14 protein-coding genes are annotated in these 14,789 nt (G+C 60.9%); 6 read left to right on the top strand and 8 right to left on the bottom strand.

Features of this window, described 5'->3' with window-relative positions; all coding sequences use genetic code 11:
* Window positions 1-32: 32 nt before the first annotated feature.
* Window positions 33-452 carry a c-type cytochrome gene (locus tag ACP154_RS10665; protein ID WP_421859325.1) on the top strand — a complete coding sequence of 140 codons (420 nt, stop codon included), beginning with the start codon at window positions 33-35 and terminating at the stop codon, window positions 450-452.
* Between the two features lie 58 nt (window positions 453-510).
* Here ACP154_RS10665 and ACP154_RS10660 read toward each other — a convergent pair whose 3' ends face one another.
* From ACP154_RS10660 to egtB, 5 genes are all read right to left on the bottom strand, one after another.
* Window positions 511-3,648, bottom strand: coding sequence for an efflux RND transporter permease subunit (locus ACP154_RS10660; protein WP_421859329.1), 3,138 nt, complete (start codon window positions 3,646-3,648; stop codon window positions 511-513).
* Complete coding sequence (locus ACP154_RS10655) at window positions 3,645-4,763, bottom strand: efflux RND transporter periplasmic adaptor subunit (RefSeq protein ID WP_421859332.1); 1,119 nt, start codon at window positions 4,761-4,763, stop codon at window positions 3,645-3,647. The genes ACP154_RS10660 and ACP154_RS10655 overlap by 4 nt, the downstream gene beginning before the upstream one ends.
* Window positions 4,764-4,843: 80 nt before the next feature.
* Window positions 4,844-5,641, bottom strand: coding sequence for a hypothetical protein (locus ACP154_RS10650; protein ID WP_421859335.1), 798 nt, complete (start codon window positions 5,639-5,641; stop codon window positions 4,844-4,846).
* A 103-nt stretch (window positions 5,642-5,744) separates the two neighbouring features.
* Window positions 5,745-6,515 carry a class II aldolase/adducin family protein gene (locus ACP154_RS10645; RefSeq protein ID WP_107712955.1) on the bottom strand — a complete coding sequence of 257 codons (771 nt, stop codon included), beginning with the start codon at window positions 6,513-6,515 and terminating at the stop codon, window positions 5,745-5,747.
* A 120-nt stretch (window positions 6,516-6,635) separates the two neighbouring features.
* A complete protein-coding gene (egtB, locus tag ACP154_RS10640) occupies window positions 6,636-7,922 on the bottom strand; it encodes an ergothioneine biosynthesis protein EgtB (protein WP_421859338.1) in 1,287 nt (428 codons plus the stop codon).
* Window positions 7,923-8,017: 95 nt separating this feature from the next.
* On the opposite strand from egtB, the gene ACP154_RS10635 reads away from it, so the two are divergent.
* The 4 genes from ACP154_RS10635 to ACP154_RS10620 all read left to right on the top strand — a co-directional run bounded on the left by ACP154_RS10635 (window position 8,018) and on the right by ACP154_RS10620 (window position 10,967).
* The gene (locus ACP154_RS10635; protein WP_421859341.1) at window positions 8,018-9,064 is read left to right on the top strand and encodes a DUF2336 domain-containing protein; all 1,047 of its coding nucleotides are present in this window, start codon (window positions 8,018-8,020) and stop codon (window positions 9,062-9,064) included.
* A gap of 49 nt (window positions 9,065-9,113) precedes the next feature.
* A complete protein-coding gene (locus ACP154_RS10630) occupies window positions 9,114-9,872 on the top strand; it encodes an NAD kinase (protein WP_107712952.1) in 759 nt (252 codons plus the stop codon).
* 66 nt (window positions 9,873-9,938) lie between these two features.
* Window positions 9,939-10,436, top strand: a complete 498-nt coding sequence (locus ACP154_RS10625) for a response regulator (protein ID WP_421859343.1) — start codon at window positions 9,939-9,941, stop codon at window positions 10,434-10,436.
* Window positions 10,437-10,475: 39 nt separating this feature from the next.
* A complete protein-coding gene (locus ACP154_RS10620; RefSeq protein ID WP_107712950.1) occupies window positions 10,476-10,967 on the top strand; it encodes an Hpt domain-containing protein in 492 nt (163 codons plus the stop codon).
* 54 nt (window positions 10,968-11,021) lie between these two features.
* Here the strand turns inward: ACP154_RS10620 and ACP154_RS10615 are convergent, their stop codons facing one another.
* From ACP154_RS10615 to ACP154_RS10605, 3 genes are all read right to left on the bottom strand, one after another.
* On the bottom strand, window positions 11,022-12,176 hold the full coding sequence (locus ACP154_RS10615) for a DUF2336 domain-containing protein (protein ID WP_107712949.1): 1,155 nt from the start codon (window positions 12,174-12,176) through the stop codon (window positions 11,022-11,024).
* Window positions 12,177-12,263: 87 nt separating this feature from the next.
* The gene (locus ACP154_RS10610; protein WP_421859346.1) at window positions 12,264-13,064 is read right to left on the bottom strand and encodes a hypothetical protein; all 801 of its coding nucleotides are present in this window, start codon (window positions 13,062-13,064) and stop codon (window positions 12,264-12,266) included.
* Between the two features lie 56 nt (window positions 13,065-13,120).
* Window positions 13,121-14,275 carry an NAD(P)/FAD-dependent oxidoreductase gene (locus ACP154_RS10605; protein ID WP_421859349.1) on the bottom strand — a complete coding sequence of 385 codons (1,155 nt, stop codon included), beginning with the start codon at window positions 14,273-14,275 and terminating at the stop codon, window positions 13,121-13,123.
* Window positions 14,276-14,346: 71 nt separating this feature from the next.
* On the opposite strand from ACP154_RS10605, the gene ACP154_RS10600 reads away from it, so the two are divergent.
* Window positions 14,347-14,763: a DUF6491 family protein gene (locus tag ACP154_RS10600; protein WP_421859352.1), complete on the top strand. Its 417-nt coding sequence runs from the start codon at window positions 14,347-14,349 to the stop codon at window positions 14,761-14,763.
* The last annotated feature ends 26 nt before the right edge of the window (window positions 14,764-14,789 follow it).

Below are 14,789 nucleotides of genomic sequence, written 5' to 3'. Positions count from 1 at the left end.
TCAGACCCGAATGCAACAGGAGCAAGTTCCCAATGCGTATGATTTTCGCCGGTTTCGCCGCTCTCGCCCTGACAAGTGTGGCTCAGGCGCAAGATGACGCCGACGCCAGCATCTTGGCAGAGCTGGGCGAGCCTTATGTCAGCGCCAGCATCGAAAACGGCGCCCGGATTTATCGCCGCTGCCAGTCGTGCCACACCGTCGAGGAAGGCGGCCGCAACATGGTTGGCCCCAATCTGCACGGCGTGTTCGGCGCCGAGGCCGGCGCCAAGGACGGTTTTCGGTATTCGCCTGCTATGAGTGAGTCCGGCATTGTCTGGACGGCAGAGACGATGGACGCCTATCTGACCAATCCACGCACTTATATCCCGCGCAACCGTATGAGCTTCGCCGGCCTGCGCGATGAAGACGATCGCAATGACCTGATCGCCTGGCTGGCGGTGAACACGAACTAACGGGTTCGGTCGTGCTGTTACAAAAAACCCCGGAGCCTCGCTCCGGGGTTTTTCTGTATCATTCCGCTGGCGCCGCGGGCGTATCGACCGGATCTGCGCCGCGCACCTCACGCGCTTCCTTATCAAGCTGGCGCGTCACCCAGTTCGGCGTCTTGGTGTAGCGACCCAGGACCCCGTATACGGCCGGCACCACGAACAGAGTGAACAGCGTCGCCACCATCACCCCGGTGAAAATCACCAGACCGATGGTCACCCGCGTTTCAGAGCCGGGACCGCTGGCGATCACCAACGGGAAAGCGCCGATGGCGGTGGACACGCCCGTCATCAGGATCGGACGCAGGCGGGTGACGGCGGCTTCGAGCGTCGCTTCGGCGAGGCTCATCCCTTCCTCGCGCAGCTGGTTGGCGAACTCCACGATCAGAATGCCGTTCTTCGCCGCAAGACCGATCAATATGATCAACCCGATCTGGGAGAAAATGTTCAGGCTCGACCCGCCCATGTAAAGGCCGAACAGGCCGCCAGCGACCGCGAGCGGCACGGTCAGCATGATCACGGCGGGCTGGATGAAGCTTTCAAACTGCGCCGCCAGCACCAGGAAGACGATCAGAAGCGCCAGCCCAAACGCGAAATAGATCGCATTGTTGGACCGCAGGAATTCGCGCACTTCGCCCACATAGGTCGTGCCGACTTCCGGCGGCAAGGTGTTCGCGGCCCAGGCGTCGAGCCATTCCACAGCCTCACCAATGGTGTAATCGCCCTGAATGGTGGCCGAGACGGTCACCGCGCGCTGTCGGTCAATGCGCGACCGGCTGGGCGCCTCGCCCACTTCACGCAAATTCACAAGGCTCGAGAGCGGAATCAGATCGCCAGACTGCGCCCTGACAAACAGGGCTTCGAGGTCGTTCTGGCTGGAGCGGTCCGCCTGACGGTTCTCCATGATCACATTATAGGCCTCGCCGCGATCAATGAACTGACCCACCCGGCGCGAGCCCAGATGGGTTTGCAAGGTGCGGCTGATATCAGACACCGACACGCCCAGAGCCGCCGCCCGTTCGCGATCGATATCAACCAGCAGACGCGGTGCGGTGGGTTGATAATCCTTGCGAGCGCGGATGAGATTGGGGTTGCGCTCGGCCATGTCCGCAATCAAGCGATCCGCCTCGCGGTCCAGAAGCTCGTATTCAGGGCCTTGCAGCACAAACTGGATATCGTTGCCGCCGCCTCCGCCGCCGCCCAGGGGCGAACGCATGGATACGAAGGCGCGGACACCTGGCAACTGGCCCAGACGCGCATTGATCTCACCCACGATCTCATTGCCCGGACGGCGCTCGCCCCAGTCGGTCATGCTGCCGATGATGATGCCGGAGTTATACCCCGACCCGCCCCAGCCCGGCGACACGACCAGAACCCGTCGCAGATCGCCATTGTCCAGATAGCTGGTGACGATCTCTTCGGCCTGCATCATCTGGTCACTCATATACTCAAAGCTCGCCCCTTCATGAGCGCCTACAAAGCCGAAGAAGCTGCCGCGATCAGAGGGCGGGGTCAGCTCGCCAGGCAAGCGCGAGAACATGAAGGCCGAGCCCGCCACCGCCACGATGATCAGTGGCGCGACGATCCAGGGCAGGCTCAGAATGAGTTTCAGGCTGTGGCGATAGCTCAGCTGAACCTGATCGAGGCCTCTGTTCACCCAACGGGCGGGACCGCGCAGTTCAGTGCTGGGCTTGAGCAGTTTGGACGTCATCATCGGCGAGAGGGTGAGCGCGACGAAGCTCGACAGCACCACAGCGCCGGTGATGGTCACCGCCAGTTCGGCGAAGATCCGTCCGATCAGGCCGGGCAGGAAAATCAGCGGCATGAACACCGCCACCAAGGTCGCGGTGGTCGCGACCACAGCGAAAAACACCTGCCGCCCGCCGCGTTCGCTGGCCAGCATGGGCGGTTCGCCCAGATCGACCCGGCGCTGGATATTTTCCAGGACCACGATGGAATCGTCCACCACCAGCCCGATCGCCAGCACCAGCGCCAGAAGCGTCAGGATATTGATGGAGAAGCCGCCCGCCGCCAGGATGGCGAAGGTCCCCACCATACACACTGGCACCACAGCGGCCGGCACAATGGCCGCGCGGAAGCTCCCGAGAAAGAGGTAAATCACCAGCACCACCAAAGTGGCCGCCACGGCGAAAGTGCGCCAAACCTCCTTGATGGATTCCTTGATGAAAATCGTATCGTCAGAGCCGGCGACGATTTGCATGCCCTCGGGCAATTGCGGACGCAAACGATCGATAGCGGTGTTGATCTCATCAGCCACAGCGACGGAGTTGGCCTTGCTTTGACGCACAAAGCCCAGCCCCACCATGTTCTCGCCATTGCCGCGGAACAAGGAGCGGTGCTCTTCCGCCTCAAGCGACACATCCGCGACCTCGCCCAGACGGATCACATGTCCGTCTTCTGACACGCGGATCGGCATGCGCGCAAAGGCGTCCTCATCTGCGAACAGGCGTTCAACGCGCACAAACAGCTGGGTATCGGCGGTTTCAACAGCGCCGCCTGGCGCCTCGACATTTTCAGAGCGCAACGCGGCTTCGATGTCTGACACCGTCACCGACCGCGCCGCCATTTCATATGGATCAAGCCAGATGCGCATGGCGTAGCGGCGCTGCCCGCCTATGCGCACATTGGCGACACCATCAAGCACGGTGAACCGATCAACAATGTTGCGATCCGCGTAATCGGTCAGTTCTTCGCGGGTCATCCGGTCAGAGCTGAGCATGTACCACAGGAAGGGCCGCGCATCGCTGTCCTGCTTGGACACTTCCAGGCCCTGGACATCCTCAGGCATGCGGTCGCGGATGCGGGAGACAGCGTCGCGCACATCATTGGCTGCGGCTTCAATGTCGCGTTCGAGCGTGAAGGTAATGGTGACGCGTGACGAGCCATCGCGCGAGGACGAGCTGATCGTGTCCACGCCTTCAATGCCGGACAGACTATCCTCGATCACCTGAGTGACGCGGTTTTCCATCACCTCGGCGTTGGCGCCAGGATAGTCTGCGCTGACGGAGACGATGGGACGGTCCACATCGGGCATTTCGCGCAAGGGAAGCTCTTGCAAGCCCATGAAACCGAAGACGATGATCAACGCGCTCGCCACAAAAGCGAGCACAGGCCTGCGGACGGCGATATCTGTCAGGGTCATCGCGCGGCCTCCCCGGTCTGGATATCAAGGCTTTGCCCGCCGCCTTGCGCCGGCGCATTCGCAAGCTCTACGGGAGCGCCCTCACGCACGCGATGCACCCCTTCTGAGACGATGCGTTCCCCCACGCTCAAGCCGCTGACAACTTCGACCATGCCTTCATTTCGCAAGCCCAGAACGATGTCCCGCCGCGCCGCCATAGGGCCGGCCTGACCGTCTGTGATCACATAAACGAAAGTCTGTTCGCCAAAGCGAACGATCGAGGACCCCGGTACGGCGGGATTCTGACGCTCATCGCGGCGCAGCTCGACCGTCATCAGCATGCCAGGTCGCAAACGACCGTCAGCATTGTCGATCAGCGCGCGGACAGTCACCGTCCGCGTGGCGGGATCGATGCGACTGTCAACCTGGCTGACCTCGCCTTGAAACAGCTCATCAGGGAAGGCCGCGCTCCTGGCGCGCACGACTTGACCGGCGTCAATCACCGACAAAAAGCGTTCAGGCACAGTGAAATCAAGCTTGATCACCGAGGTATCGTCGAGCCGGGCGATCACGTCTCCCGGGCCAACCAGTTCCCCCACACTGACGGTGCGCAAACCGATGACGCCGGAAAACGGCGCCCGGATAATGCGATCCGCGACGCGCGCTTCAATCGCTGCGACCCGCGCCCGGGCGCGATCGAGCGCCGCTTGCGCTTCGTCCAGCCGCGTGCGGGAAGCGACTCCGCGGTCTGTCAGGTCTTGGATACGTGCGATATCCCGTTGCGTCTCACGCAGTGTGGCGCGCGCCTCGCTCAATCCTGCGGCCTCTTCAGCGTCCGCCAACTCTACAAGGATTTCACCTTGCTCGACCCGGGCGCCGGAATCAAAATCCAGCCGAGCAATGATGTCAGAGACTTTCGCGGTCAAACTGACAGACTCATTGGCCCCGGCATTTCCAAGGGCTTCAACCACGTCAGCAAAGGTTTCTGGCTGAACGGTGTGGACAGACACCAGGGTGCGCCCCCCGCCCCATCCTCTGGCCTGATCTTCGCCGCCAGACATGGCCCGGACGACCACAGCCAGAGCCATTACGGTAAAAATGACCGCTGTCGCCGCCAGAAATAGCCAACGCTGCATCTGCCCGTCTCCTGAAAATATCTATGTGCTCGATATGCGCCGTTTAATACAAAAAACAAAAATGGCACGCTGAAATGAATTTAAAACTCACGCCAGAGCGCAAGCATATACGCGCGCTCCGGCGCTAATCCGTCGCTGTAAAAGGAGTTAATCGCACCAAACTGCAAGGAAAGCCGGTCTGCGATGGGTGCAGTCACAGATATGTGAACCCGGTGACTTTCATAATCCGAGCCGCCGCTACGCTCTCCCCAGGCTGAATATGTCTGCGCCATCACCAGCCAGCGCTGCGCAGGACGAACGCCGAAGGTGAGATCCATACGCTGCTCTGCTCCGCCCTCAATGGAGCGGTTGCGATGCGCCAGTTGGGCGTCCGCAAACATGTTTCCGCCGAGGCTGCGCCCGACCAGAATGCGCACGTCAGATCCCCAGACCGGACGAGCGCGCAAACCGTTTTCAAGGTCGGCGGGTGATCGGATAGCGCTGACTTGCGTGCTCACAACCCAATCGCGATGCTCAAAAGCGCGCAGGCGCAACCCCGTTTCCAGCTCCCCCCATCCCTGACTGACGGTGTTTAAAGACAGAGTGTAGACCGAGCCCGCTTTGCTAATCTGTCGCGCTGAGCGGCGAAAGCGCGTTTCCCGCGCCACGCGTCCCACCACTGTCAGACGGTCAGTCAGCCCGTATTCGGCGTAAATGGCGGTCTCAATCTTTGAAAACGCCGTATCGGGGGTGCTGAGGGCGAAGGCATGGTGGCTGGCCGTGGTGATCGTCAGGCCGCTTCCTGCCGGACGCACCCAGGCGCCGGCTGAAGCGGGCGCAGCGGTCAACGCCCATAAACCGATCACGCCTCCGCACAACCACAGCGCAGCCGCTGGCATCCACTTATTTGCCTGGCCACCGCCGCCCATCGCCCAGCCCCTTTACAGGAAGCCAAACTCAGGCGCGGCGACTTGTCCAGAAAATTCCCCTCAAGCGGGAAATTTATACGTCATATCCCGGGCTTTCACGATCCACGCGGCCACGAAGGGCGTGCCAGGCGATCTCAAGGAAGAGCTCATTTGTGACCCCTTCTTCGCCTTGCTTGAAGACCCGGGTCTGCATGGCGTCATCCCATTCAATCAACTCTGCGCCCGCGCCCTGAGCGAGGGTCTGGATCGAACAGGCGCGCTCCAGCAAATACATGCGCAGATAGCAATTGAACGGGTGGTCTCCCACGGTCAGCGTGCCGTGATTACGCAAGATCATCAGATTATTCGCGCCCAGATCAGCGACCAGACGCTCCTTCTCGTCCGCATCCAGCGCGATGCCTTCATAGTCGTGATAGGTCACGTCCTTCATCACATTCATCGCCAGCTGAGAAATCGGCAGGAGGCCGCGTTTCTGAGCCGCCACCGCGACGCCCTGATCAGTGTGAAGGTGCATGGCGACCTTCACATCCGGGCGTGCATGGTGGATCGCGGAGTGAATGGTGAAACCCGCGGGATTGATGCCATAGCGCGATGGCGGCAGGACATTGCCCTCAATATCGACCTTCACCAGGTTGGACGCCGTCACATCTTCAAACAAAAGGCCGAACGGGTTGATCAGGAAATGCTCGTCGGGACCGGGAACGCGCATGGAGATATGGGTGAAAAACAGATCATCCCATTTGTGCATCCGCGCCAGACGGTAGAGCGCCGCGAGGTCGCACCGCGCTTTCCACTCGTCTTCGCTGACCTGGTCTTTCACCGAGATTTGGCTGGCGTCGTCCATAAGGCTCTCCTCCCTCTGACAGGCGTTGTCTGCGCTCTCCCGCTCTTTGGCGGTTCTGTGAACACTGTTTACCGCATTTTTATGGCTCTGCCCATGCCCGACGGGCAAGCACAGGCGCGACTAAAGGTCTTTGGCCAGGCGTAACCCGGTCATCTGCCATTGGGCGTCCGGCGGGAAGAAATTGCGATAGGTGGTCCGCGCATGGTCGGGGGCCGTCAGGCATGATCCGCCCCGCAATACGAACTGGCCGCACATGAATTTGCCATTGTACTCACCAATCGCACCCTCTGCAGGCGCAAAACCGGGATAGGCGCTATAGGCGGACCGGGTCCATTCCCAGACTTCACCGAACATGGCTTGCAGATGTGCAGCCGATGTCTGCGGCTGAGGGTGAAGCACGCTGTCGGCGCTCGCCCAGCGCCCTGTGTCCGCCCCAAATCCCTGCGCGGCGTGCTCCCATTCGCGCTCTTCCGGCAGACGGGCGCCCGCCCAGCTGGCAAAGGCGCTCGCCTCGAAATAGTCGAGATGGCTGACAGGCGCATCAGGGTGTAACGCCTGCTCGCCATGCAAGGTGAATTCAGTCCATCGACCCTCCGGGCGGCGCCAGTAAAACGGCTGAGTGCGCCCCTCATCCTGCATCCGCGCCCACCCCTCAGAGAGCCAGAATTCCGGCCGCTCATAGCCTCCATCCTCAATGAAAGCGAGATATTCAGCGTTGCTGACCGGACGAGACGCCAAAGCGAAGGGATCCAGCCATGCCTTGTGCCGCGGACCTTCATTATCAAAGGCGAACGCGTCTCCTTCATGACCGAACTCCGCAAGCCCGCCCTCAAAGCTCAGCCAGACCGGGTCCGGACGTGTTGCGATCAGATCCGGCGCCGCGTCCAGCGTCCGCGCGTAAGCCGTCTGGGGAAAGCTGTTGCGCGACAGCACATGCTTGATGTCTGTCAGGAAGAGTTCCTGATGCTGTTCTTCATGCGCAATGCCGGTCTCGATCACGGTGCGATAGCGTTCGATCGTCTCAGCGCTCGCCTGATCAAACCAGTCATTAACGGCGCGATCCACATGGGCGCGATAGCTCAGAACCTCTTCAAGGCCGGGCCGGGTCAGGAAGCCTCGCTCCGGGCGCGCATGGCGCTCGCCGATCGCTTCATAATAAGAATTGAACAGATAATTGAATCGCGGATCAAAGGGCTGATAGCCCGGTTGCGCTTCTGAGAGCAGAAACGTCTCCCAAAACCATGTCACATGAGCGAGATGCCATTTGCCCGGCGAGACATCCGGCATGGTCTGCGCGCATAAGTCTTCTGCAGAAAACACCGCAGAGAGGGACTCCGTCCGCGAGCGAACAGCGTTATAGCGGTCTCTTAGAGCACTAAAGGCAACTGCATTCATGTCTTTAGCCATCTCAAACTCCGCCGTTGATAATGATTCACTAACCAAGATTCAGTCAATTTGGGCTAATGTTTCTTTCGGTCAGGCCGATTTAGCATGAGGGGCAAATGCTGCGTTCGACCTCAGACCCTGTGACCACGTCTACGATTCCGCCTGACAAGGCGGGACGCAAAGCGCTCGCGTTAACTGATCTTTGCACGCTTCGGCCTTTGCCTGAACCGGTCCTGGATGAGATCGATGTTCATCTCACAGGTTTTTTACAAGCAGCCGAGGCGCGTGTGCGCATTCAGGCGGCGTTGAAACTCTCGCAATGTGAATGGGCGCCGCTGGAGGCGGTGCGGGTTCTGGCCTTTGACGCTTACGAAGTGTCAGCCCTCATTTTATCGCATTCGCCCTGCCTGAAAGAGCAGGACTTGCTGGCGCTCACGGCCTTGGGGGCGGACCAGAGACTGGCGCTGGCGAAGCGCCGGTGCATCAGCAAATCCCTGGCGGAGCGACTGAGCGGGTATCGCGAGCGCGACTGTCTGGCGCAGCTCTTTGCCAATCTCGGCGCCCAACTGAGCGCAGTCTGCGCTGAACAAACCGCAGATATCATCAAGGCTGACGCCTTATTGCAGAACGCCTTGTCTCAACGGGGATCGCTGGAGCTTGAGTTCGCGCAAGCGCTCTATGACGCGGCCGGAGACGCCGTCAGCGCGCTGCTGAAAGAGGTGTGTCCCGAAGCCCTTGTCCACCTAGGCGCAACTGACGCGGACCATGATGAGGACAGCCTTGATGATCTCGGCGCCAGCCTCAGCAACCAATTGCACGAAAGTGAAGCACTGAACGCTGAAGACGTCTTGCGCGCCACCCAGAACGGTCGCGCCGATATCTCCGACCACGCGGTTGCGCGCCTGACCGGTCTGGCGCCTGCGGATTGGCGGCAGGCGCTGCGCCGCTCCCCGGTCCGCGTGTCAATACTTGCGGCGCGCGCCATGGCTATGAATATTGATCACGCGCATCTCTTCTTTGAAGCCTTGTGCGACCAGGGCCGCGCGCATCATTTGCCCGCAGACGCCGCCAAAAAGGCTGTTGGGGAGTTATATCAGCAATACTCCCGAGACACCGCACGTCAGGCCTTGCACCGGATGAGCGCAGACGGTTCAATCCACTAAGCCTTTCTCTTCCCCGCCGCGCCTTCACGGCGAGCTGACAGGAGCCGTCATGCGCCTGGCCTACCACGTCTCTGATCGTGATGACGCCCAAGCGGCCAAGGCCGATCTTGTCGAACGCTATGGAGAAAGCGATCTGCTGGACGCAGATGTGCTGATTGCCTTGGGGGGCGATGGCGTGATGCTGGATGCGCTTCACTCCGTCATGGGCCGCAAAATCCCTGTGTTCGGCATGAATTTCGGGTCCGTGGGCTTTTTGATGAACGAGCCGTGCGTCGAGGATCTCATCGCCCGCCTGGAACAGGCCGAACGCGCCGAAATCCACCCCTTGCGCGCCATTGTCCGCGACACCCGCGGGCAAACCTTTGAAGCGCTCGCGATCAATGAAGTTTCATTGCTGCGCGAGACCCGGCAGACCGCTAAAATCCGCGTGAGCATTGATGGCAAAACCCGCCTGGAAGAATTAGCGGCGGATGGCGTGCTGGTGGCGACGCCAGCAGGTTCTACAGCCTATAACTTTTCCGCTCATGGGCCGATCCTGCCGCTGGACGCGACCTTGCTGGCCTTGACGCCGATCAGCGCCTTCCGACCCAGGCGATGGCGCGGGGCGCTGTTACGCCAGTCCTCCATGGTCCGCTTTGACGTGCTGGAACCGCGCAAGCGCCCGGTCGCCGTCGTTGCAGACAACAAGGAGTTCCGGGACGCCGAGACGGTTACCATCTGCCAGGCGCCCGGCCACACCCTGACCATGCTGTTTGATAAGGGGCGCGCGCTGGACGAGCGTATTCTGCTCGAGCAATTCGCCACCTAACCTCATGGCTTACCGGGCATTAAAGTCTGACTGCTACCCAAGGCCTACACTGGCAGGGAGCCCGGATTGAAACCGCAGGACGCCTATCTCGCACTGGATCGAATGACGGTGGCGATTGTCGATGACAACGCCGCCATGCGAGGCATCCTGCGCACCATCCTGAACGCGATGGGTGCTGGGCGGATTTACGAAGCCGGCGATGTGCGCGCAGCCATGGACATCTTGCAGCATGAGCATGTGGATTTGCTGATCTGCGACTGGAAGATGGAACCGGTGGACGGCATCTCATTGGTGCGCTGGGTGCGCGATCCGCGCAAAAGCCCGTGCGCAACGCTGCCGATCATCATGCTCACCTGTTATGCGGAGGTCGAGCGCGTGAAAATCGCCCGAGACGCCGGCGTCACAGAATTTATGGTCAAACCGTTCAGCCCGGAAAGCATTTACCAACACATTTCCGCGATATTCAGAAAACCGCGGCGGTTTGTCGATTCTGACAGCTTTTTTGGACCAGACCGACGCCGTAAGGTAGACTCGCCCACGGAAGAAGAACGTCGTGGTGCGTAGAGATCAAGACGAACACATGGGAAGCGGAGCCTTCTAAGCATGGCAAAACCTGACAAGTCGGTTGAGATCATCAATCCGCCGAACATGCTCAAGGCCAAGGTTGGCGGAAAACTTCCTCCAGCAGATCAAGCGGCTATCGAACGCGCTGAAATGGCTTTGGGGCAGATCAAGCACCAGTTCCAGGACTGGCTGGCTGAAGAAGTCACCAAAATGGAAGCCCTGATCGATTCTGTCAGCCAAGACGGTCTTCTGGGTGAAAGCGGCGAAATGCTGTTCACGTCCGCCCATGATCTGCGCGGTCTTGGCTCCACTTATGAGTTTCCGATCATCTCGCGCATTTCCGGCTCGCTCGCCAAACTGGTCGAGACCAAAGAGCGCCGGTCAATTGCGCCCTTGTCTCTGGTTCGCGCCCATGCCAGCTCGATCCGCGCGGCGCTCATCCAGAATATCCGTACTGAAGATGATCCTGTGGGCCGTCAGCTCGCAGAAGAGCTGGAAACGCAAGTTATCGCACTGGTCGGCGCGGATTAATCCCCGCCGACCACGCGACTTTTCAATTCAAAAAGATGTTTCGCTCGCCAGTGTCTAGCTGGCGGCGGACAGGCGCATCTGGCTCAGCTCCGCCTCATCGGCGTCGAGACGATCTAGAATGTAATCCAGCTCAGCCTGGGGCACGCCCTGGAACTGGGTGAGGATACGTTCGGCCAACAGGCGGCGGAACCTCACGATATCCGGCGTTCCATTCGGGCCAATCTCAAGCGAATGCCAGGCTGATACTGCCGAGCGCGCAACCGGCAGGATCCGCTCGGGCATGCCAGCGCGCTTGAACAGCGTCTCAAGCCCTAACGACCCCGCGTCATGAACGAGCAGCCACGCTTTTTCATGCGTGACGCCGCTCATTTCGGCCATGCAATGCTCAAAAAAGCTCATATGGCCTCTAAAGAGCGAGCGCAGGATCAAGGACGGCGTCAGACGTCCGTTCAATTGCAATTGCTGAACGAAACGGCGTGGTTCGTCAGACAGGCCAGCTTGTTCGACAAGGTCCACTGTTGCGCGTTCGCGGGCGCCTTCCGCCAATTCAACGGCCAGTTGGGCCGGCAGGGCGTGGCGGTTCACCAGGGTCTGCATCGCGCTATCAGAAATATGAGCGATCAGTTTCTCGGTGATCGCGACCGGCAGAGAGCTGCGCAACACGAACTGGTCCAGAACGTCTGCATCCCCGTCAAACCGGCTAAGCGCGGACGCATAGCCGCGCGCATCGAACCGGGCGCCATTATTGGAAGCGAGAATCTTGACCGCCTCGCGGTCGCCCACTTCCACAATTTCATGGACCACGACCTCGGACACGTCTGATCGGGCGGCGACCGCCGCCTGCCGACGCGATGGCGACGAGCGCACGATCTCCACCAGGTCCTCATCGCTGAGAACCGGCGAGCCGGCGATGACAGGCATGGCGATGGAGTCGATGTCGTGCGCCAGCTTGCGCGCCACATCCGGCGGCAGATGCGAGGAGCGTTGCAGAGTGACCGACAGCGAACGACGCACGAGCTCCGCCGCATCATCGGCGAGAAGCCGGACGACCTCCGATCCGATCTTGCGTTCGTCATCGCTCAGGTCCACGGACGCAAAGCGGGCGCAGAATTTGCGCGCAGCCAGCGCGCGGCCTTCTGCATCAGTGGCGTCTGACAAGCGCTGGATATCATCGCGGGTCAGGCGAGCACGAAGGGTCTGAACAGTCATGGCAATACGAGCCTCATAATTGGTCTGTTCGCGCCCTTAGGGTCTCAACAAGAAGTTAACGACCTGTTGCGCGAATTATCGCCGAATTTATCTTTCGGAAGACGAGCGCTCGGGAGCGCGCAGAGATGCAAGCAGTTCCACCACTGCCGGGGTCAACACGCCATCGCCCACTCGGGCCGATCCGTAAGCGCTCTGAGCATAGCGCGCCCAGGAGGCCGCCATCGCCGTCACAGGCGAGGAAGCGTCCGTCACTGAAGCGACTTCACGGGTCAGGGTCACAGCCTCTCCGGTCAGATTCTCCATGAGTTCGCTGGCCTTGAGTGGACGCCCGTTGTCATAAAATACAGGTCGGTTGGCCGCAGCGGCGTTAGGAAACAACTGATCCGCGCGCTGATTGGGATTGGCTTCAACCGCTTCGATCAGGCGGACCGCCCCGCCTGCGCCCAGGAAATGGGCCGCATAAAGCTCACCGCTCGTGGGTTTGCGTCCGATGGCGCTCTCGATCCGGTTCGCATTCTCCGCCGCCAGCTCGCCCGCCATGACAGACGCAGCCTGCGGATCAAGGCGCAGATTGAGCACTGCCTCACGCTGGGCCGGATCAGACACCCGAAACCGCCCGTCGGAATTTTGCTCGATGGACGCCGCCGCATCCCCAAGGCCGTGCTCGGCCCCATACCGCGACACCATGGCGAACCAGGTTTGCTCGATGAACTGGAACATGCCCGCCGCGCTGGACGTGGTCGCGCGCGCATTGGCGTCAAAGCCGCTTTCGCGCGCCGCAGTGCGCATCAGAAAATCAAAATCCGCGCCCGTGCTTTGCGCCGCTCGGGCGATCAGGCTCGAAGGCGACAGCGCATTTGCGCCTGAATTGCTGATTGGATCGGACATGACTGACACCACGAATCGTTATCTCTCAAGCGTGCCAGAGATGTGGTAAACATTCGTTAAGCCTTCAGCCCCGGCCGCTCAGGCGAGAACGCCTTGGCTAAGTCTGTACGAGGGTCAGCCCCAAGCGCCTGTAGCAGCAACTCCGCCATGCCTGGCGCCGTCAGAACCCCGTTGCGGTATGCGCCCAGCGCCAGATACAGCCCGGGTTCCGCCTCTCCCACAATCGGCATGGCGTCAGATGAAAACGGTCGCAGTCCGGCCCAGCTCTCCACCACCGGACGCCCCGCCAGCGCAGGCATCGCCGCGCACGCGGCCGTTTTCAAGCGCTCAAGTGTATCGGGATCCGTCTCCTGCGCCCTTTCCCCCGGTTCAGAGCTGGCGCCGGCGATCAGGCGCCCGCCCGATTTGGCCGCCAGATAGATCGACAGGCCGCGCACCACGCGCTTGGGCGCTGCAAGATCGGAGGACTCAAAGCGGATCATCTGGCCTTTGACCGGCGTCATTGTCGCGAAGGCAGGCATATCGGCGAAGCGCTCAGCGCCGGTCGCCAGGATCACAGCGTCTGCGGCCAGGCGCTCACCCGTCTCCAAAACAACGCCCCGGACCTGCCCGGCGCTCCGGTCAAGCCCCGTCACCCGGCGCTGTTGAACGACCTCCCCGCCCCGGCTTCGCACAGCGTCAGACAGAACACGCCCCAAGGCCCGGTTATCCAGTTGCCCGTCATGGGGAAACGTCAAAGCGCAGCGCGACTTAGCAAGGGCGGGTTCAAGATGAGCGAGCGCTTCACCGCTGACCCGCGTCGCCTGTATGCCGAACCTTTTGGCCAGAGCCTCGGCCTGATCAAGGCGATCCATTTCGGCGCGCGTGAAGGCCGGGGTGACAGAACCTTGACTATCATACCCTAACGCTTGCCCGCTCCGTGCCTGCAGCGTCGGCGCCCAATCGCCCCACAACCGCAAAGACCGGCCAAGAAAATCCGCATAGGACGCCGCCAGCGGGTGAGCGGGATCAAGCTCAAAGCAGGTTTCAAACCCCGCCGCCAGCATTCCCCCGGACGCCCAAAGCGCGCCCTCGCCCGCCTTGCCGGCCTCCAGAACTGTCACGCGCACGCCTTTTTCGCAAAGCGCCCAGGCGCTCGCTAGGCCGATCGCGCCTCCGCCCACGATGACGATGTGCTCGGCCAGGTTTTGGGATAGATTACGAACTGACATGGGGCGGGCGCATCCACGGGACGAAACAAGTATCGGCCCCAGTGATGTAATCTGAGACGAAAGGCATAGCCATGGGACTTGCTGCAACCGTGCTGGGCGCCGCCCTTTTCACGCCCCTTTTCTTGTCCGGCGCCGCGATGGCGCAGGCGGAATCCGTGCCTCAGGCCTCTGAGAATTCACCCTGCGTGCGTCTGGTCAATATCAACGGCTATAGCACGCTTGGTGACCAGCATTTGCTGCTGAGCGGCGGCGCGAACCGCCATTATCTCGTAACGACCCGTCGATCCTGTTACGGCTTGGGACGCGGCATGCAGATCGGCCTCAGCTTTCCTGACACAACCCGCATCTGTAATGCGCGATTTGAGTATCTCGTGGTTCCCGATGGCGGGCGCTGCCGGATACATTCCATAGAAGAGGTAGATGACGCCTCCATGGCCCGGCGGCTGATCGAAGCGCGCGCCATGCAGTCAGACGGTGAAAGCCAGTAAGTAGCCCGTGCCATCTCCAAAAGCGG

It is taken from the genome of Oceanicaulis sp., from assembly GCF_965249665.1.
Taxonomy (GTDB): Bacteria; Pseudomonadota; Alphaproteobacteria; order Caulobacterales; family Maricaulaceae; genus Oceanicaulis.
The sequence above is the reverse complement of the archived record's forward strand: the minus strand, read 5'-3'. Positions and strand labels throughout refer to the sequence as shown.